Here is a 19,088-nt window from a genome sequence, read left to right on the forward strand (position 1 = left end):
TGTTTGCCATAGGTACGTAATTTCAAATCCTCTGTCGGACCGGGCCGTGCGGCCTGAGCGGGTAAACACGCAGTGGCAGTTGCGCCGCTCTGGATACGTTCGTCAAGGTCCCGTATCGGATTTAGCCGACTGAACTTCGAGCACACGACAATGACGCTGAAGAGGCTGCTACTGTGCCACTGCAGCAACCGTATTGAAATCAATCGACAGACTGCGGAAATCGAAAAATGGTACGAGTTCGAGTCCGGAGACTGAAAAGACTGATCCTTTCCATATTCTGCACCACAAGCATTTCATGTTGAATTTCGTCAGTGGTGCCTTGCCCATCGACCGTTGGTCCAGAGCCGATAGCATGTACTGCGACGCTCATGTTGGTCTGCTGGATGTAAGGTGACCAGAAGCAACGTGTTTAGAGGCGCACCTAGACTCCAATGCGGATCAATCCAGCAAGCGGCAGCAAAGCGGACTATTCTTATCCCGAAGTCCTTCGATGATATCGAAATGGTGCCGGCCGTCGTCGATCTGAACGATGCAGTTTGGCCAGGCTCCCGCAAGCAAGCGCGACTGCCGCAAGAACTCAGGGCGTTCGGAACTACCAACCCACGCGGTGACCGGTAGGCCGGTAACAGGCTTGTTGCGGACCGCACTCTCGCTTACCGCCACGGTGTCGTCGATCCGCAGCGTCGCGTTCATCTTCGTGTTGCGCAACGGCTCGAGGTCGTGCAGCCCGCTGATCGAGACCACGCCGGTCATCCGCTTCCGGACTTGTCCGGCGAGCGGCGAGTTCTCGCAGGCCATGCGGCTGACGAGATGTCCACCAGCCGAATGGCCCGACAGGCGGATGGGACCAGCTACCCGCTCGGCAGCTGCGGTCACTGCAGCGGCGATCTCCCGAGTTATCTGCGAAATTGACGCGTCCGGTGCCAATGTGTAACTGGGCAACGCCATCGCCCAGCCTGCATCTACCGAGCCTTGCGCCAGTTGGGACCAGGTCGATTTGTCGAACTTCATCCAGTAGCCACCGTGGACAAATACGGCGAGCCCCTTCGGTTCTTCGCCGGGAAGGAAAATGTCGAGATTGTTGCGCGCACCGGGCCCATACCGAAGATCAAGAATTGCGGATGGATGCGATGACCGAAACGCGTCCGCCTCGGTCTGCCATTTCCGCGGGTAGCTGGCGGCATCCAGAATGTGGCCGGAATTGTCATAGGCGTCGTCCCAGTCGAATGTCTTCATGGTCCGCGGCTCCCGTCCGTCCTTCCCTCGCGCCAAACATGCGCGAAACGGCTCGTAGATAACGCAAATGCATCCAGGGACGCAAAACCCTTGCGCGCTCGTGATGTACATCGTGGCAGATTTGGTTATCGATATGGGGATCGATTTGGTTGTCGCATCTCCGGGCGAGACACCCGGCCGGCGGTGAACGTACAAAACACCAACAGACAGGGAGTTATAGAATGTCCGTGAAGACGCTACTTGCTGCCGCAGGGCTTGTTGCCCTTGCTGCCGGAGCCCAGGCCCAGGTGAAGGTGGGAATGATCACTACGCTGTCGGGCGGCGGCGCGAGCCTTGGTATCGACACGCGCGATGGTTTCATGTTGGCGATCGGGATGGCGGGACGTGACGACATCGATGTCATTGTCGAGGACGATCAGCAAAAACCGGACATCGCTGTACAGATCTCCGATAAAATGATCCAGTCCGACAAGGTAGACGTGTTGACCGGAATAGTGTGGTCCAATCTTGCCATGGCCGTGGTCCCATCAGCGACGGCGCAAGGGCTGTTCTACCTTTCAACCAATGCGGCGCCGGCGCAATTGGCGGGCGCCGGGTGCAACCCGAACCACTTCTCGGTGTCGTACCAGAACGACAACCTGCATGAGGCAGCCGGCGCATATACGAAAAGCGCGGGATATACAAAACCGTTCATCCTGGCGCCAAACTATCCAGCGGGACATGACTCGTTGACCGGGTTCAAGCGGTTCTACGACGGCGAATTGGCGGGCGAGATCTATACCGAACTCGGTCAGACCGACTATGCCGCCGAGATCGCGCAGATCCGTGCGTCGGGCGCGGATAGCGTGTTCTTTTTTCTCCCCGGCGGTATGGGGATTTCCTTCCTGAAGCAATACGCAGAATCAGGGGTAGAACTGCCCTTGGTCGGTCCGGCCTTTTCCTTCGATCAGAACATTCTTCAGGCAGTGGGTGACGCCGCCGTGGGCGTGAAGAACACCTCCACCTGGTCCAAAGATCTCGACAACGACGCGAACGCTGCCTTTGTCTCTGCTTACGAAGAAAAATACGGCCGCTTGCCATCGATCTATGCCGCACAGGGGTACGACACAGCAAACCTGCTTCTGTCGGCGATGGACAAGGCTGACATCTCCGATCCCGACGCCTTCCGCACTGCGCTGGAAGACGCTGATTTCGACAGCGTGCGGGGCGATTTCACCTTCGCTTCAAACCACCACCCAATTCAGGACATCTATGTTCGGGAGGTGATCAAGGAAGGCGATATCTACACCAACAAGATCACCGATACTGCGATGGAAGATCGCGACAACGCCTATGTCGGCGAATGCTCGATGTAGCCTGACCGGAGCCCGGCCAAACGCCGGGCTCGAGTCGAGGCAGTTCCCATGACCGCTATTTTGATCGCAGAGCAGGTCCTGAACGGCCTGCAATTCGGTGTCATGCTGTTTCTAATGGCGGCCGGCCTGACCCTGATCTTCGGGGTCATGGGGCTGATCAACCTGGCCCACGGGTCGCTATACATGGTGGGTGCCTTCGCTGCCGCCACAATAGCGGGCGCAACCGGCTCGTTCCTGCTCGCGCTCGCTGCGGCACTGATTTCTGCAGCTTTGGCAGGGGCGCTGGTTGAACTGGTGGTGATACGGCGGCTCTATGACAGGGATCACCTCGACCAAGTGCTCGCAACCTTCGCGCTGATTTTGATCTTTTCGGAGGGCACGCGATGGCTATTCGGATCGTTCCCGCTTTACCTCGACATCCCTGCCTGGTTGTCCGGGCCAGTCATGTTGCCGGGCGGAATCCAGTATCCGCTCTACCGCCTGGCGCTGATCGTGCTGGGCCTTCTGATCGCTTTGGGATTATGGCTGCTGATCTCTCACACACGGATCGGGGTGCAGATCCGCGCCGGTGAGAACGACCGGGAGATGATCGGGGCGCTGGGCGTGAATATCTCGCGGCTTTATACATTGGTCTTTGCTCTGGGCGCCGGGTTGGCGGGCCTAGCTGGTGCGTTAGTTGGCGCGATCCAGTCGGTGCAAGTCGGGATGGGAGAGCCGGTACTGATCCTTGCCTTCGTTGTCATCGTGATCGGAGGGATTGGCTCGATCAAAGGGGCGCTGATCGGCGCGCTTCTGGTCGGGTTGGCCGACACGCTCGGCGGCATTTTCTTACCCGAACTGCTTAAGCTGTTCACCGACCCTGCCAAGGCGACGGCTACAGGGTCGGCATTTGCGTCAATGGCGATCTACATTTTGATGGCGGTGGTGCTGGTCTGGAGGCCCACCGGGCTGTTCGGGGCCAGGGTATGAGCCGTGAGGCTTTGGTCAATAGCGCCGCGCTCCTGCTGCTGGTCGCGGTGCCGGTATGGGCGCTCTGGGCGGACGAACCATTCACAATTACACTGGCGACGCGCGCAGTGATCTTCGCGCTGGCTGCGGCCGGCCTCAACATAGCGCTGGGTTGGGGAGGCATGGTGAGCTTGGGCCACGCGGTCTATTTCGGCCTTGGCGGCTACGCCATGGGAGTTCTGGCCTTTCATGCGCAGAACTACACACCCTTGATGGACTGGCCGTTCACCATAACCGGCACCAAGTCGATGCCGGTTATCTGGCTGGTGGCGATGATCTCTTCCGCCGTCGCGGCGCTTGTCATTGGGCTTCTCGCGCTTCGCACGTCGGGCGTCTATTTCATAATGATAACGCTGGCCTTCGGGCAGATGGTGTTTTTCTTCGCGATCTCCTGGCCCACCTATGGTGGCGAGGACGGGTTGTCGATCTATGTCCGCAATAGTTTTCCGGGGCTAAACACTCTCGTCCCGATCGAATTCTACGGTCTATGCCTCAGTGTGCTCTGCGTCATTCTGTTCCTGAACGCGCGGCTGATCCGTTCACCCTTTGGCTTGGCGCTGAACGCCGCGCGGCAGGTGCCGCACCGGGTCGAAACAGTCGGCATGAACCCGACTCGGCTGAAACTCTCGGCGCTGGTGATCTCAGGCGCAGTAACCGGGTTGGCGGGCGCACTCTTCGCCGATCTAAATCGGTTTGTCAGCCCGACAATGCTGAGCTGGCAGATGTCGGGAGAGATCATGGTTTTCGTTATCATTGGTGGGGTCGGACGCCTGTTCGGCCCAGTCGTCGGCGCCTGCCTCTTTGTGCTGCTGGAGCATTTTCTGGGCGGTGTCAGCGAATACTGGCAGGTTTTCCTCGGTCTGGTCCTGTTGGGCATCGTGCTGTTCGGGCATGGGGGCGTGGTCGGAATGATCGCGGGGCGAGGCAGGACACATGACTGACGACGTCCTTGTCACGCATGATATTACCAAGAGCTTCGGTGCACTAAGGGCGAATGACGGCGTTTCCATCGACCTGAAGCGCGGTGAAGTGCATGCAATCATCGGGCCGAACGGCGCCGGAAAATCAACGCTGATTGCGCAGATTTGCGGCGGGCTGGCGCCCGATTCCGGGACCGTCCATTTCCTCGACCACGATGTGACAGCCGAAACGGTACGGGCTCGCGCAAGGATGGGACTGGCGCGGACCTTCCAAATCTCTGCGCTGGCGATGGAAGACACGGTCCTGCAGAACGCACTGCTGGGAGCTCTGGGTGCGGCGGGGCGGTCATGGCGGATGATGCGAAACGTGCTGAAAGACACCTACCTGTGCGGCGAAGCGTTGGCGGCTCTGGAGCGGGTCGGCCTGGCCGACCAAGCGGCAGCGCGCACAGCAGAACTGAGCCACGGCCAGCGTCGGCAGCTGGAGGTCGCAGTGGCGCTGACTCTGCAGCCGAGAGCCTTCGTCATGGATGAACCGATGGCCGGGCTGGGGAGTGAGGGATCGAAACAGCTGACGGCGCTGTTGGACGAACTGCGCTGGCAGGCGCCGATCCTGCTGGTGGAGCATGACATGGACGCCGTCTTCGCTTTAGCAGACCGGATCAGCGTGCTGGTCTATGGCCGGATCATAGCCACCGGAACCGTAGACGAGATCCGCGCCGATCCTGTAGTCCGCGAAGCCTATTTGGGAGAGGAGGCATGACCCTGCTAACCCTGCAGAATGTCACCGCCACCTACGGCGCCAGCCAGGCCTTGTTCGGCGTAGACCTGGAAATCGGCGAGGGCCAGTCTGTGGGCTTTATGGGCCGAAACGGCATGGGCAAGACCACGACCGTGAAAACGATCTGTCGGATGCTGCCCGCACGCGGCAAGATGCAGTTCGACGGCCAGGACCTCCAGCGGCTGCCTAGTCACCGTGCAGCGCGGCTGGGGATCGGGCTGGTGCCCGAGGGCAGGCGCTGTTTCCCGGATCTGACTGTGGAGGAAAACCTCGGCGCCGCGGCCCGGCGCGGTCATTGGGATCTGTCCAACGTCTACACCTTATTTCCGCGTCTGAAAGAGCGGAGACGACAGGTGGCCGCGTCGCTCTCTGGCGGAGAACAGCAGATGCTGTCCATCGGCCGGGCGCTGACGACCAATCCGCGCCTGTTGATCCTCGACGAGGCGACAGAGGGGCTGGCGCCGATCGTCCGGCAGGAGATCTGGACCGCAATTGCGACGCTGAAGCACGAGACCGGCATGGCCCTGCTGGTGATCGACAAGACGCTCAAGGAGATGCGTGGCGCCTGCGACCGTGCTGTTCTGCTGGAACGGGGTAGGACCGTCTGGGCCGGGCCGATGGACGACCTGACCCTTGAGTTAACAGAGACCTACCTGGGCGTGTAAGCTCACGAGGTCAGCCGACGACGCGATAGCCGCGTCCGCGCATGCAGTTGCGAATGATCGCTTCCTTGTTCGCCTGCTGTTGCAGCGCACCTCCGGCCACACCTGCGGCCGCGCCGATCAGGGCGGCATCACGGACATTAGTACCTTCATTGGCGAAGATCGCCGTTCCGCCACCCGCGACGGCGGCGCCTGTCGCAGCGGCGGCGCCCGTGTTGCTGTCGAATGCGCCCTGTTGCGCGGCGAGGTTCTGGCAAGCGGCCAAATCGGCATTGAAATTCGGGCCGACCGGACCGTCGATCACCGGTGTGTAGTTGGCGCCGGAATTCGCGCAGGCGGCGATCAGCCCGATCAGCGGCAATACGGCAATTGTCTTTGGTCTAAGCATGGTGGTCCCTCTCGGCACTAGTTGTCTACACGGTATGCGGCGCGTCCGGATGCTGCTCCCGCTGTAGGGAAACTAGCATTCCGTCGAGGCAAGGCAACGTTGCCGGAACGCGGCAGGGATGACGCCGGGTAAGTTTATGTTTCGGCACGAAAACTCGACTGTGGGATGTTTGCAACGCCGGTTCATCAACCTGTGCAGATTTGGTGCATGCATTGTGCAGGCGGCCGAAATTTACATAACAAGGTAACTGGCTGAGGCGGTGTTCGCTTGGGGAATCGTGTGCATGTTGTGGGACATGGCCGGCCACAGTCATTCAGGCAGGCAGGGGATACAGGCCATGAGACGACTCTTGAGACGTGTGATTTCGGCAGTGGTTGGTTCGTGTTTGCTTGGTGTACCTTCGGCTGTGTTTGCTTTGGATGGAAGCCTTAATGGCAACGTTGTGCCGAACGGTTTAAGTTGTTCCTTCAGTTACTATAGTGTTGATAATGCAGCCGCCTACGTGTATCTGCCTTATTCAGGCGTCCAAATGGCGGGAGGCGCTTATTGGGCCAACAGTACGTATAACTATAGTGGTTATTCTGATATCAGTTCAGCGGAAATCGAGGCGGCCTGCGGACTGACGTCCGTAACGATCCTGTCGCAAAACGGTGCCGATGCGGCCAGTCTGGCCGCAGAAGACTATCTGGGTATCAAATTCAGTGGCAGCTTGGATGGCGGCACCACATTCCACGAGTGGGAAGTTGCCGTTTCGGGCGTCACTGGCACCACCCTGATCAACACAACAGACTATGTTCCTAACGCAGCGCCCACGGCCGATGCTGGTCCGGACCAGACAGTCGCATCTGCGGCCAACGTGTCACTGGACGGCTCCGGCTCGAGCGACGGTGACAGTGACCCGCTGACCTATGCCTGGACGCAGACCAGCGGAACGACGGTCACCCTGGACGATTCCACGTCCGCCTCTCCGAGCTTCACCGCGCCTACCCTGGCGACCAACGGGTCCGACGAGGATCTCGTGTTCCAGCTTATCGTGAACGACGGCACGGTGGACTCCGCCGCTGACACGGTGACGATCAGCGTGGAGGCGCCCACCAACGTTGCACCGACGGCCGACGCGGGCCCGAACCAGACTGTCGACTCCGGTGAGGCGGTGACACTGGACGGAACCGGTTCTTCCGATCCGGAATCGGACCCGCTGACCTATGCCTGGACGCAGACCAGCGGCACGACGGTCACGCTGGACGATTCCACTGCTGCCTCCCCCGGCTTCACCGCGCCGACCCTACCGATCAACGGGTCCGACGAGGATCTCGTGTTCCAGCTGATCGTGAACGATGGCTTCACGGATTCCGCTGCCGACACGGTGACGATCAGCGTGGAAGCGCCCACCAACGCAGCGCCCACGGCCGATGCTGGTCCGGACCAGACAGTCGCATCTGCGGCCACCGTGTCACTGGACGGCTCCGGCTCGAGCGACGGTGACAGTGACCCGCTAACCTATGCCTGGACGCAGACCAGCGGAACGACGGTCACCCTGGACGATCCGTCGGCCGCCTCGCCCGGCTTCACCGCGCCGACCCTGGCGACGAACGGGTCCGACGAAGACCTTGTGTTCCAGCTGATCGTGAATGACGGCACGGTGGACTCCGCCGCTGACACCGTGACGATCACCGTGGAGGCGCCGGTGTCCCTTGCGCCGACGGCCGATGCGGGCCCGAACCAGACCGTCGCCTCGGAAGCAACGGTCACGCTGGACGGCACCGGTTCGACCGATCCGGAATCTGACCCGCTGACCTACGCGTGGACGCAGACCAGCGGAACGGCGGTGACGCTGGACGATCCCGCCTCCGCCACGCCGGGCTTCACTGCGCCGGCCCTGCCGACCAACGGGTCCGACGAAGACCTTGTGTTCCAGCTGATCGTGAACGACGGCTTCACGGATTCGGCGGCCGATACGGTGACGATCAGCGTGGGCGCCCCTGTCTCCGCCGCGCCGACCGCCGATGCCGGGCCGAACCAGACGGTGGATGCGGGGGCGTCGGTGTCGCTGGACGGCACCGGGTCCACCGACCCCGAGGATGACCCGCTGACCTATGCCTGGACCCAGACCAGCGGCACCGCGGTCACGCTGGACGACCCCTCTGCCGCCACGCCGGTCTTCACCGCGCCGGAGCTCGACTTCAACGCGGACGACATCACGCTTGTCTTCCAGCTGATCGTGAATGACGGCTTCACCGACTCCTCCGCGGACACGGTGACCATCACCGTAGCGGCCCCCACCGACGTCACGAAACCGGAGGTTGTCATCCTCGACGCGCCGGAGCAGATCGTCGACGGGTCTCCGTTCCAGGTGACCGTGCGGTTCAGCGAGGACGTGACCGGCTTCGAGGCGTCGGACCTTACACTCACCGGCGCTTCCGCCACCGGCCTTGCCGGGAGCGGTGCCGAGTATGAGGTGACGATCGATCCGGTCGGCGGCCAGGACGTGACCATCGCGGTTCCGGCCGGCGTCGCAATCGACGCGGCGGGGAACAGCAACACGGCCTCCGCGACCGTCGCGATCATCTATGTGCCCGTCGAGGAAACCGAGAAATTCATCGCAGAGTCGATGGCGGCCCGTGGCCGAGCCCTGATCTCCACGCAGCCGAAACTCGGGCGACTTCTGTCCGGCAACGGCGGCGGATTCGTCGATGCCGGCGTCAGCCAGGGGCGGCAGTTCTTCGATCTCGAAACCTCGACCGATGCGCTGATCTGGCTGCAGGCCACCGGCTACTGGTCGACCTCCGGCGATCTGGACGCGGGCTATTACAACGCGATCCTCGGGGCGAACCTCTATCGTGGCGAAGACATCCGGCTGGGTGTCATGCTGCAGGGCGACCGTTTCGCGGCCGATGATGGCCAGTTCGAGTTCGACGGCAACGGCTGGCTGGTCGGTCCCTACGCGGTCTATCGCCTGCCCACCCATCCGCTGATCTTCTCGGCCTCCTACCTGGAAGGGCGCGCGCAGAACACCGTCTCGGGCCTGGCCGGCGGCGATTTCGAGAGCCGCCGCTCGCTGCTGACCCTCGGCGTCGAGGGCGAGGTCGCGCTGGACGGGATCACCCTGATGCCGCGGCTCGATTACGCGCGGGCCACGGACCGGCATGACGGCTATACCGCGACCGCCGGCGTTCCGGTCTCGGGAGAGAGCGTGACCATCCAGGAAGCGTTGCTCGGGGTGGATTTCGAGATGCCGCTGACGGGGTTCGGGCCGAACCTGATGCTGACCGGCGGTGTCGGCGGGATCTTCTCCCGCGAGGAGACGTCGCTGGGCACCGACGAGAGCTCCCGCGCAAGGCTGGCGCTCGGTCTGGAACAGGTCACCCTCAACGGCAGCGTCATCCATGTCAGCACCTTCGCCGAAGGCCTCGGCGGCGGGCTGGACGCATACGGTGCCGAGCTCAGCTGGCAGTTGAAGTTCTGATCCAAGCCGGGGGTTACAGGCCCCCGGCTTTCGCCATGGGCAAGCAGAGCATCATTTTGTAGGCAGACACTGAACACGTCAGTGAGCATAGGCGAGAGCGACAGGTCCAGTCGCCAAGCGAAGTGAGCTGGACACTTTGGTTACACTTCCGTCTTTACTTTGGATTATCTGTCTGCCTCACCTATTGGCTGAAAAGTCTCCCGACTGCTGAACTCTTTGGCGGGAACTCCCCGAGGGACGTGTAGTCTCGGCAAGAACTCACCAAAAACTGCGCGCCTGGCACGCTATGGTTGTGCTTGTTCCGCAGGGTCATGCTACTTCGCGATCATGCGCCAGTGCCTAGTGTTCCGGGTCTTCTTATCCGTTCTGACCGTCCCCGCGGGGCTGGCAGGACCGTCCCTTGCCGACACGACGGACACGCCGAGCCGCTGGATTGGCGAGGCGGTGGAGCCGGGAGGCCGATTTTCCTGGTCCGGCAGCGGGCCGGTCTTCCTCTTCGAAGGCACCACCCTGTCGGTTACTCTGGAAGATGATGGTAACAACAGCCTGATGGTAGAGCTTGATGGCGAGGCAAAGCGGCTGGACCTGCTGCCTGGGCAGCAGACCTACGATGTCGCCACAGAGCTCACGCCGGGGCCACACAACATCCGCCTGGTGCGCCGGACGGAGCGACCCATCGGACCAACCCGCATGGTTTCCGCAGAGACGGACGGTCGGTTCTTGCCCACGGAGACCCCGGAGCGGCGGATACTGGTCGTCGGAGACTCGATTTCCGCGGGCTACGGCATCGAAGGTGCGAACCAGAAATGCGGCTTTACGCCGAGAACCCAGAACCAATACCTGACCCACGCCGCGGTGGCTGCTCGCCGGCTGGGAGCAGAAGTGTTGACAATGGCCATTTCCGGCATAGGCGTGGCGCGTAACTACAACGGCTCCACGCACCGAACCATGCCCAACCTGATCGTCCGATCGGAGGCAGACGTGATCCTGGTGCATCTGGGTACGAACGATTTCACCGGCGGCCACCGTCCCGCCGATTTCTCCGACCGCTACGCCGAATTGCTCCGCCGGTTGCGGGAATGGAACCCGGGCGCGTTGATCTACACGGCGATTGGCCCGATGCTTGGAACGGAAGACCGCGCCGCAGCCTCCGAGGCCATCGCTCAGGCGGTTGGTCAGCGCGAAGCCGAAGGTGACACAGCCATCCGAACCATCGACTTTCGCGTGCCCGCCGGCGAAGTCGGCTGCAACTGGCATCCGAATGTTCTTGCCCACGAGTACATGGCCGATACCCTTACCGAGGCAATCGCCGACGACCTGGGCTGGAACCAATGAGCGGCGCAACACCGAAGCCCCAGCTTCCCGCACTGCAGATCCTGCGTTTCCTTGCCGCGTTCACAGTAGTGCTGTTCCATGTCGGGAGCGGGCTGGCCTTGGAGTACCCCGGCATCCCGAACCCCTTTGCCTTCGGCTATTTCGGGGTCGACGTGTTTTTCGTCCTTTCCGGATTCATCATGGCCTACGCCACCAACCCCGACCATGGCAGCCTGCATTTTGCTGTGCGCCGGATCGCCCGCATTGTTCCGCTCTACTGGTTTCTGACCCTCGCGCTCGTGGTCGTGGCAATGGCATTGCCTCAGCTCCTGAATTCGACCGAAGTGTCCGCCGAGTCGCTGGCGAAATCGCTTCTGTTCATCCCCTACGAGAAGCCCAGCGGTGCCATGCAACCGATCTTATTTCTGGGCTGGACGCTTTGCTACGAGATGTTCTTTTACGCAATCTATTGCGTAGCCCTGAATGCCGGACGCATGACGATTCCGGTAGTATCGGCCACGCTGTTAGGTGTTGTGGTATATGGCTGGATCTGGCCACCCGACACGCCGCTAGGCCAATTCTACACCGCGCCAATACTGATCGAGTTCATCTTGGGAATGGGCCTTTACTCGGTCTACATTCGCATGAGGCCGGTGCCCACGATCTTTTTGTCCGCCGCATTCGCGTTCGCCGCTGCCAGTCTATACTTCTTGCTCGCCGGGCACAGCAGGTTCATCGCCGTCGGCCTGCCTGCGGCCGCCATAGTCGCCGCCTTCCTCTGTTTGCCCTACAGCAGCGGGCGTGTTACCGGGCAATTGGTGCTTCTGGGCAACGCGTCTTATTCGCTGTACCTTAGTCACCCCTATATTATTCAACTGCCGATCAAGGTTCTCAGCGACCGCTTCAGCCTTCCGGTCACGGCTGTCGCGGCATCGATGGCGGCTGTGGTTGCAATTCTGGTTTCGGTGGCGCTTTTCTTCCTCATCGAGAAACCGGCGCAGCGGGCCATCCTTCGGCGTTTCTCATGGGTATCGGATACCGGCGGGCACCCAGCCCGGCCCGCACAAGGCGCCGGAAATCCTCCATGACGGTCATAGCGCCGCCGCTCGCAGCTGCCAAATGGCAAGAAGCTTCGAGTAGTATTGTGAGTATGCTTCCAGGACGGGCAGTAAAGCGCTAAATGAAATGCTGACATTCCAACGAACTGAAGACACGTTCCAAACATTTAGATCTTCGTTCTGTTTGGAAGGATTTGGTGGAGCCTAGGGGAGTCGAACCCCTGACCTCTTGCATGCCATGCAAGCGCTCTCCCAACTGAGCTAAGGCCCCTTGCGGCGACCCTGGTTCGGATCGCTCGCCGGTCATATGGATTCGCACCCGCCAGTTCAAGCGGAAAATGCGAGATCAGCTGTCGTCGTCTTCCGACGCCACGTCGGCGATGTCGTCGAGCGAGACATCATCGCTATCGTCATCGTCATCGAGGATGTCATCATCCAGATCGACATCGGAGTTGTCGTCATCATCCAGATCGACATCCGAGTCGTCGACAAGCTCCATCTCTTTTTCCTTGTCCGCCTTGTCGGCGATCGCGGTGCGAGACTTGGTGCCGGTATCCAGGCTTACAACCTCACCCGTATAAGGGCTGACGATCGGGTTCTTGTTCAGGTCGTAGAACCGTTTGCCGGTCGTCGGGCAGACCCGCTTGGTCCCCCATTCTTCCTTGGGCATGCGTTTCCTCTTTGCAGCTGGTGCAGCATCTGTTCGAATTGCGGTCCCCTGCCACAAGCTTACGCTGCTGTCAAAGCCTTTCGGCCGGCGATTTTCGCCATGGCCACAAGGCGGCGGCACAGGCTATTCTAAGCGCAAGGCAAGGTGAGACAGCGATATGGGGCAGGCAGTCCTTCCCGGCAACCCTCCGGTGGAAATTACTTTGCGCCGCTCGCGACGGGCGCGGCGGGTGTCGCTGCGCGTTTCGGCGCTGGACGGGCGGGTGACACTGTCGATGCCAGCGGGGATGGACCCGGCCGAGGCGCTGGCTTTCGCCGAAGAAAAATCCGGCTGGATACGCGGTCACCTTGCGAAACAGGAGGCAGGAATCGAGGTAGGCATCGGTGCGCCTCTGATGTTTCGCGGCACGGAGTACACGGTTGTGGCCGGTCCCGTGCGTCGGGCGGAACTGCGCGGCGCAGCGATCATGGTGCCTCAGGCACCGGCAATGGCACCGGCGCGTCTGAAGGCGTTTTTGAGACTGGAAGCAAGGCATCGGCTGCAAGAAGCGTCCGAGCGCTACGGGCACCTTGCCGGGCGCTCGCCAGGTCGGATCACCTTGCGAGATACTCGGTCCCGCTGGGGGTCGTGCACAGCAAACGGCGACCTAAACTATTCCTGGCGGCTGGCGATGGCTCCGCCGGCGGTCCTCGACTATGTTGCCGCGCATGAGGTGGCGCATCTGGTGGAGCTGAACCACTCACCGGCCTACTGGCGGGTAGTGGAACGGATATGCCCCGACTACCGCGCGCCGCGCCGCTGGCTCAAGCAGAACGGCCAGTTACTGCACCGCTACCGTTTCGGCGATTGACCGGCGCGATGATCGTCCGCACGATGAAGATATGCTGATCCAGCCCCGCCCCGGAGAGGCCACGCAACAGGCCGCCCATGACCAGGTGTACCGCCACCTGCGCACGCGCATCATGCATGGCGAACTTGAGCCGGGAACGGCGCTGACCCTGCGCGGGATCGGCAAGGAATACGGCGTGTCGATGACGCCTGCGCGCGAGGCCGTGCGGCGGCTGGCGGCGGAGGGCGCGCTGACGCTGTCCTCTTCAGGTCGGGTGTCGACGCCGGAACTGTCGAACGAGCGGATCGAGGAACTGGCCGCGCTGCGCGCGCTGATCGAGACGGAGCTGGCAAGCCGTGCCCTGCCGCGTGCACATATCGCGCTGATCGACCGGCTGAACGCGATCAACGGCCAGATCGCCGAGGCGGTCGCGAAGCAGGATGCTGTGGCCTATATCCGCACTAACCTGGAGTTCCACCGAACGCTGTATCTGCGGGCGCAGGCGCCGGCGATGCTGGCCCTGGTCGAGACTGTGTGGTTGCAGCTTGGCCCGACGATGCGCAAGCTTTACGGGCGGTTGCAGCGGACCGAGGTACCGCAACAGCACAAGCTGATCGTTGCTGCGCTTAGGGCCGGAGACGAGCCGGGGCTTCGGCTGTCTGTAAGGACCGACGTGACCCAGGGCCTCAGGATGCTGGTGGCATGACAACCGGGCACGTGTTTATCGCGGTATCGCTTGATGGCTATATCGCCCGGCCGGATGGAAGCCTCGACTGGCTGACCGGCGCGCCGGACGGACCGTCCGCGCCCGAGGGCGAGGATTTCGGTTACGCGGCTTTCATCGAGCGGATGGACGGGCTGGTGATGGGGCGCGGGACTTTCGATGTCGTCGCGGGCTTCGACCCGTGGCCCTATGCGATACCCGTGGTCGTCCTGAGCAGCTCGATGCAGAACGATGACGTGCCCGAGGCGCTGCGCGACAAGGTGCGGGTGAAGCAGGGCGCGCCGCGCGAGGTGATGGATGCGCTTGGGCGTGAAGGCTGGACACGGGCCTATATCGATGGCGGCAAGGTGATCCAAAGTTTTCTTCGGGAAGGCCTGATCGAGGACATGGTGATCAGCCGCCTGCCGGTTCTGATCGGGTCAGGGTTGCCGCTATTCGGCGCGGTGGACGGCGATGTCCGGTTGGAGCACGAGGCAACGCGGACCTATCCCGGTGGAATGGTCCAGTCACGTTACGGGGTCGGCTGATCCAGCCAGCTCATCGCTTTGCGGAAGAATTCCTTGCCGCCGGTATCGACCGGAACCGAGTGCGGAAGCAGGATTCGGTCGAACTCCCATGACAGGATGCGGTCGCGGGCCGCGCGTGCGGCGTCTCGGTCGCGGAAGGACATGCGGATGTCCGGAGGGACGCGGCCGCCAGGAGCCATTATGCCGAAGGCGCCCTTGATCATGCGCCAAAGGAAGGGCTCGCGCGTGGGGTCGTGGCGTTGGAGGATGTCGGTGATGATCAGCGTGTCGGAGGGTCGGTGCAGAAAGACCATGTCGTCGATCGCCTTGCTGCCTGCGAAATGGCACTGGTCAATGGTGGCGGCCCAGTCGGGTGGAGCCTCGTCCGTCAAAACCGCATAACAGGCGATGTCCGCGTGTTTGCGCGGAAACAGCGGCGAGACCCAGACTTTTGCGTCCGGCGCCAGCGCGGCCCATTGTTCCGTATAGGCGCCGTGGATCAGGTTCGGCGCGATGATGTGGGCGATGGGGCCGAGTGCGGTGATCTCGGCCACGCGTTCGTCGGTAGGGCTGACGGGGGAGTGAAGCCAGAGCGTGCCATCCGGCAGCCGCACGATGACGCCGCGCGTGTCGAAGGGGATGCCGTGAAAGCGGATGCGGTCGCCGTCCTGGGTCCAGATATCCTTGGCGATCTGTTTCATGATACGTCGTCTTCGTCGAAGCAGGATAGCGGCACCCAGCCGGTCGTGCCATCCGACGAGCGGCAGAGCGCCCAGCCGAGTTGCCGGGCCTGGATGTCGAGTTCGTCACCGGGGGACACCGTCAATTCGCACGTGTCGAAGGCGTGAAGCGCCTGTCCAGGCCCGGGTTCCGTCGTGCTGAGCACTTCAGCCGGAACCCATCCGCCCAGACCATCGGCATTCTCGCACCAGGTCCATCCGGGGAATTCATCGTCTCCGGCTCCGACCGTCACCGTCTCTCCGGCCCTGAGCCTCAGGGCCGGATCGTAGCTTTGTTTCCAGGGTCTTGCGACCCGGACCATCAGGAATGGATCGGTCCGTCGCCGCAGGCCAGCGCCGCTTCGCGCACCGCCTCGGAGAGCGTCGGGTGCGCGTGGCAGGTGCGCGCCACGTCTTCCGCCGCCGCGCCGAATTCCATCGCGACGCAGATCTCGTGGATCAGTTCGCCCGCCTGCGGGCCAATGATATGGGCGCCGAGGATGCGGTCGGATTCCTTGTCGGCGAGGATCTTGACGAAGCCGTCGCCTGCGAAGATGGCCTTGGCGCGGCCGTTGCCCATGAAGGAGAATTTGCCGACCTTGTAAGCGCGGCCATCCTGCTTCAGTTGTTCCTCGCTGGCGCCGACGGCGGCGACTTCGGGCCAGGTGTAGATGACGGATGGAATGACGCCGTAGTTCACGTGACCGGCCTGGCCGGCGATGATCTCGGCACAGGCAAAGCCTTCATCCTCGGCCTTGTGGGCCAGCATCGGGCCGGGGATGCAGTCACCGATGGCGTAAATCCCCTTGATGTTGGTGGCGAAGTGGCTGTCGGTCTTGACTACGCCGCGGTCAGTCATCTCGACGCCCAGTTCTTTCAGGCCCAGACCGTCGGTAAAGGCGCGGCGGCCGGTGGCGACGAGGACAACATCCGCGTCGAGCGTCACCTCGCTGTCGTCGTTCTTCAGCTTGTAGGTGACCTTGGCCTTTGTCTTGGTCGCATCCACGCCCTGCACGGCAGCGCCGAGGATGAACTCGAGCCCTTGTTTCTTCAGTGTTCTCTGGAACACCTTCGATACCTCGGCATCCATGCCGGGTGTGATGGCATCGAGGTACTCGACCACCGTCACCTCGGACCCCAGCCGCTTGTAGACCGAGCCCAACTCCAGCCCGATTACGCCGGCGCCGATGACCACCAGCTTTTTCGGGACCTTGCCGAGTTCCAGCGCGCCGGTAGAGGTGACGACGACCTTCTCGTCGATCTCGACTCCCGGCAGCGAGGACGCTTCGGAGCCCGATGCGATGATGATGTTCTTCGCCTCGTGAACCTCGTCGCCGACCTTGACCTTGCCGGCTTCGGGGATCGAACCCCAGCCCTTGAGCCAGTCGATCTTGTTCTTCTTGAACAGAAACTCGATGCCCTTTGTGTTCTGGCCGATGACGTCATCCTTGTAGGACAGCATCTGTTTCCAGTCGACCGAGGGCGCCTTGCCCTTGAGGCCCATCTTGGCGAAATTATCCTCTGCCTCGTGCAACTGGTGGCTGGCGTGCAAGAGCGCCTTAGACGGGATGCAGCCGACGTTCAGGCAGGTGCCTCCAAGCGTTTCCCGCGCCTCGACACAGGCGGTTTTCAGGCCGAGCTGGGCGCAGCGGATCGCGGCGACATAGCCGCCGGGACCGGCGCCGATTACGATGACGTCATAGCTGGACATGGGGTCTCCTTGGCTTTTTCGGCGGTACGCCGGGTGTAGACAGGGCGTACACGGTTTGTCAGGGCGCGCAAACGGGGCCCAGCCCCTGCGCTGCGGCCTTCTCCGGAATATGTTCGCAGGAAAGGCATCACAGCACCGCGGCGATAAGCATGAGGGTAGTGGCGGCAAAGCCCACGAACCACGCGACAGACCGCCAGGGGGACAGGCCGAAGACGTAGCAGGGGATATAGACGACGCGGGCGGCCAGGTAGATCCAGGCGCAGGCGGCGGTGAAAGCGGTGGACTGTCCGGACAGCGTGACCACCGTCACCGCGATGGTGAGCAGGATCAGCCCCTCGAAATGGTTGTTCATGGCGCGGTGCAGCCGGGCCGTGCGGGGGCTGAGCTGCGAGGCCAGCGTTCCGCCCAGAGCCTCGGGATCGCGGGGACCGAGCGTCTTTTTTGTGCCCAGCTCGAGATTGGCGGGCACGGCCATCAGGCAGACCTGGAACACCTGCAGCAGCGCGGCGAGGGTGAGGGCGGTGAGTTCGGGTGTCACGCGGGCCTCGTTTGGCGGGATATGCGGGGTGCGGCCGTCATCAGAGGGCCAGGAAGTAGAGGAAGAAGATGGCGATCAGTGCGATCAGCCAGACCAGCGTGCGCAGGCCGGTGATACGGAACATGTAGGCCGGGAAATAGATCGTGCGGGCGGCGAGGAAGATCTGCGCCGCGAGGATCGAGTGCGCCGAGGACTGGTCGCGGATCGCGATGACAAGTATAGGCGGCGTTACCAACGCCATGGCGATGACCGAGTTGTTGATCGCCCGGTCCATGCGGCCGAGCATGCCTTCGAGCGAGCGGTTCTCGTCGCGGGAGGACAAGAGGTAGCCCATGTCGAACTGAGTCAGCATGCCGGTGGTCTTCAGGACCAGTACGACGGCCATTAGAAGGCCATAGAGCAACAGGATCGAGAGTTCGTCGTTCAGCACGGGGCGATGCCCTCCGTGGCGATGCGGTCCTCAATATCTAATGCAATCGGTTCGATCCTTGAACAGGCGGCTGGGGCGATCTCGGCATTAGTGTCGGCCATGGGTCAGATCGTCTCCAGAAAATGGTACTCGCCATCCGTGACACCGGCGCGGTCGCCGAGAAGGCGGGCATGGTCGCCGTCCATGTAGGCCTGTGCCTTGTCGTGGTCGTTGACCTCGAGAAGATACCAGACAGTGCGGGGCACGTCGGAATCGCGCCAGACCTGCAGGAGGGTGAGGCCGGCAGTCATCCGGCTCTCGGCATCGCCGTCGAAGGCAGATTTCCAGGTGTCGTAGTTCTGGAAGGCGTTGCGGACTAGGAGTTGCATGGGGCGAGTTCCTGCTTCACTTAGCCTAGGCTTTTCAGTCTTCGTACGTCATTCGCGGACCCGCGTCTTCCACACCAGATAGGCCCACTGGAACAGCCGGAAGATAGGAAGTAGCCAACCCAAAAGGGCAAAGAGAATGAGCCCGCCCGCTCGCCTTCCGCCTCTCAGATCGAAGAATGAGATGCAGAGTACGAACAGCGCCAGACAACCTAACCACAGCCCGATTTCTAACAGGAACTTCTTGCCCGGATGCAGCTTGTGGTAGCTTTGCCATGACTTCCTTCGGTCCTCGTCCTGTTTCTTCCTGCGTTGCTCTCGGCGCTCGCGCCACGCGATCCGTTGGAATGGGCGTGTCGGCGGAAGACCGTCGTAGATCTTTCGTTCTACGCGCGGTTTCTCCGCCAC

Annotated in this window: 21 protein-coding genes and 1 tRNA gene; 11 read left to right on the top strand and 11 right to left on the bottom strand. The window is 62.0% G+C overall.

The features are described 5' to 3' along the window. Positions 1-438 precede the first annotated feature (438 nt). On the bottom strand, positions 439-1,236 hold the full coding sequence (locus tag HCO70_RS19325) for an alpha/beta hydrolase (RefSeq protein WP_172299258.1): 798 nt from the start codon (positions 1,234-1,236) through the stop codon (positions 439-441). Between the two features lie 221 nt (positions 1,237-1,457). Between HCO70_RS19325 and HCO70_RS19330 the strand changes: the two genes are divergently transcribed. From HCO70_RS19330 to HCO70_RS19350, 5 genes are read left to right on the top strand one after another with little or no spacing between them, the layout of a single operon-like run. Next, positions 1,458-2,591 (top strand): ABC transporter substrate-binding protein, encoded by a 1,134-nt coding sequence (locus tag HCO70_RS19330; protein WP_172299260.1) that lies wholly within the window; start codon positions 1,458-1,460, stop codon positions 2,589-2,591. A gap of 48 nt (positions 2,592-2,639) precedes the next feature. After that, positions 2,640-3,560 carry a branched-chain amino acid ABC transporter permease gene (locus HCO70_RS19335; protein WP_172299262.1) on the top strand — a complete coding sequence of 307 codons (921 nt, stop codon included), beginning with the start codon at positions 2,640-2,642 and terminating at the stop codon, positions 3,558-3,560. Then, entirely contained in the window at positions 3,557-4,540 is a 984-nt protein-coding gene (locus HCO70_RS19340) for a branched-chain amino acid ABC transporter permease (RefSeq protein WP_172299264.1), read from the top strand. The genes HCO70_RS19335 and HCO70_RS19340 overlap by 4 nt, the downstream gene beginning before the upstream one ends. Then, positions 4,533-5,282 (top strand): ABC transporter ATP-binding protein, encoded by a 750-nt coding sequence (locus tag HCO70_RS19345; RefSeq protein ID WP_172299266.1) that lies wholly within the window; start codon positions 4,533-4,535, stop codon positions 5,280-5,282. The genes HCO70_RS19340 and HCO70_RS19345 overlap by 8 nt, the downstream gene beginning before the upstream one ends. Further along, complete coding sequence (locus HCO70_RS19350) at positions 5,279-5,965, top strand: ABC transporter ATP-binding protein (RefSeq protein ID WP_172299268.1); 687 nt, start codon at positions 5,279-5,281, stop codon at positions 5,963-5,965. The genes HCO70_RS19345 and HCO70_RS19350 overlap by 4 nt, the downstream gene beginning before the upstream one ends. Positions 5,966-5,975: 10 nt before the next feature. Here HCO70_RS19350 and HCO70_RS19355 read toward each other — a convergent pair whose 3' ends face one another. Further along, positions 5,976-6,350, bottom strand: a complete 375-nt coding sequence (locus HCO70_RS19355) for a glycine zipper family protein (RefSeq protein WP_172299270.1) — start codon at positions 6,348-6,350, stop codon at positions 5,976-5,978. A gap of 529 nt (positions 6,351-6,879) precedes the next feature. On the opposite strand from HCO70_RS19355, the gene HCO70_RS19360 reads away from it, so the two are divergent. The 3 genes from HCO70_RS19360 (at position 6,880) to HCO70_RS19370 (ending at position 12,218) form a co-directional block, all read left to right on the top strand. Further along, positions 6,880-9,816 carry a PKD domain-containing protein gene (locus HCO70_RS19360; RefSeq protein WP_172299271.1) on the top strand — a complete coding sequence of 979 codons (2,937 nt, stop codon included), beginning with the start codon at positions 6,880-6,882 and terminating at the stop codon, positions 9,814-9,816. Between the two features lie 327 nt (positions 9,817-10,143). Beyond that, positions 10,144-11,151 carry an SGNH/GDSL hydrolase family protein gene (locus HCO70_RS19365; RefSeq protein ID WP_172299273.1) on the top strand — a complete coding sequence of 336 codons (1,008 nt, stop codon included), beginning with the start codon at positions 10,144-10,146 and terminating at the stop codon, positions 11,149-11,151. Beyond that, positions 11,148-12,218 carry an acyltransferase gene (locus HCO70_RS19370; RefSeq protein ID WP_172299275.1) on the top strand — a complete coding sequence of 357 codons (1,071 nt, stop codon included), beginning with the start codon at positions 11,148-11,150 and terminating at the stop codon, positions 12,216-12,218. The genes HCO70_RS19365 and HCO70_RS19370 overlap by 4 nt, the downstream gene beginning before the upstream one ends. Before the next feature lie 165 nt (positions 12,219-12,383). Here HCO70_RS19370 and HCO70_RS19375 read toward each other — a convergent pair. Together HCO70_RS19375 and HCO70_RS19380 are read right to left on the bottom strand one after the other, a co-directional pair. Next, positions 12,384-12,459 (bottom strand) — tRNA-Ala (locus tag HCO70_RS19375). 75 nt (positions 12,460-12,534) lie between these two features. Next, a complete protein-coding gene (locus HCO70_RS19380) occupies positions 12,535-12,858 on the bottom strand; it encodes a TIGR02300 family protein (RefSeq protein WP_172299277.1) in 324 nt (107 codons plus the stop codon). Between the two features lie 157 nt (positions 12,859-13,015). On the opposite strand from HCO70_RS19380, the gene HCO70_RS19385 reads away from it, so the two are divergent. From HCO70_RS19385 to HCO70_RS19395, 3 genes are read left to right on the top strand one after another with little or no spacing between them, the layout of a single operon-like run. Beyond that, positions 13,016-13,708, top strand: a complete 693-nt coding sequence (locus HCO70_RS19385; protein WP_172299279.1) for a M48 family metallopeptidase — start codon at positions 13,016-13,018, stop codon at positions 13,706-13,708. A 31-nt stretch (positions 13,709-13,739) separates the two neighbouring features. Next, positions 13,740-14,393 carry a GntR family transcriptional regulator gene (locus HCO70_RS19390; RefSeq protein ID WP_172299281.1) on the top strand — a complete coding sequence of 218 codons (654 nt, stop codon included), beginning with the start codon at positions 13,740-13,742 and terminating at the stop codon, positions 14,391-14,393. Beyond that, on the top strand, positions 14,390-14,938 hold the full coding sequence (locus tag HCO70_RS19395) for a dihydrofolate reductase family protein (protein WP_172299283.1): 549 nt from the start codon (positions 14,390-14,392) through the stop codon (positions 14,936-14,938). Before HCO70_RS19390 ends, HCO70_RS19395 begins: the two co-directional genes overlap by 4 nt. Here HCO70_RS19395 and HCO70_RS19400 read toward each other — a convergent pair. From HCO70_RS19400 to HCO70_RS19430, 7 genes are all read right to left on the bottom strand, one after another. Then, the gene (locus HCO70_RS19400) at positions 14,923-15,618 is read right to left on the bottom strand and encodes a DUF4336 domain-containing protein (RefSeq protein WP_172299285.1); all 696 of its coding nucleotides are present in this window, start codon (positions 15,616-15,618) and stop codon (positions 14,923-14,925) included. The two genes, HCO70_RS19395 and HCO70_RS19400, sit on opposite strands and share 16 nt — an antisense overlap. Beyond that, entirely contained in the window at positions 15,615-15,959 is a 345-nt protein-coding gene (locus HCO70_RS19405) for an SH3 domain-containing protein (RefSeq protein ID WP_172299287.1), read from the bottom strand. The genes HCO70_RS19400 and HCO70_RS19405 overlap by 4 nt, the downstream gene beginning before the upstream one ends. Continuing rightward, the gene (gene lpdA, locus HCO70_RS19410) at positions 15,959-17,347 is read right to left on the bottom strand and encodes a dihydrolipoyl dehydrogenase (protein ID WP_172299289.1); all 1,389 of its coding nucleotides are present in this window, start codon (positions 17,345-17,347) and stop codon (positions 15,959-15,961) included. Before lpdA ends, HCO70_RS19405 begins: the two co-directional genes overlap by 1 nt. A 127-nt stretch (positions 17,348-17,474) precedes the next feature. Then, positions 17,475-17,885 (bottom strand): MAPEG family protein, encoded by a 411-nt coding sequence (locus HCO70_RS19415; RefSeq protein ID WP_172299291.1) that lies wholly within the window; start codon positions 17,883-17,885, stop codon positions 17,475-17,477. 40 nt (positions 17,886-17,925) lie between these two features. Continuing rightward, entirely contained in the window at positions 17,926-18,315 is a 390-nt protein-coding gene (locus HCO70_RS19420) for an MAPEG family protein (protein WP_172299293.1), read from the bottom strand. A 104-nt stretch (positions 18,316-18,419) separates the two neighbouring features. After that, on the bottom strand, positions 18,420-18,683 hold the full coding sequence (locus tag HCO70_RS19425) for a hypothetical protein (protein WP_172299295.1): 264 nt from the start codon (positions 18,681-18,683) through the stop codon (positions 18,420-18,422). A gap of 48 nt (positions 18,684-18,731) precedes the next feature. After that, positions 18,732-19,088, bottom strand: coding sequence for a hypothetical protein (locus HCO70_RS19430; protein ID WP_172299297.1), 357 nt, complete (start codon positions 19,086-19,088; stop codon positions 18,732-18,734).

Origin of the sequence: Pseudoruegeria sp. HB172150, assembly GCF_013184805.1 — a bacterium.
Lineage (GTDB): Bacteria > Pseudomonadota > Alphaproteobacteria > Rhodobacterales > Rhodobacteraceae > Psychromarinibacter.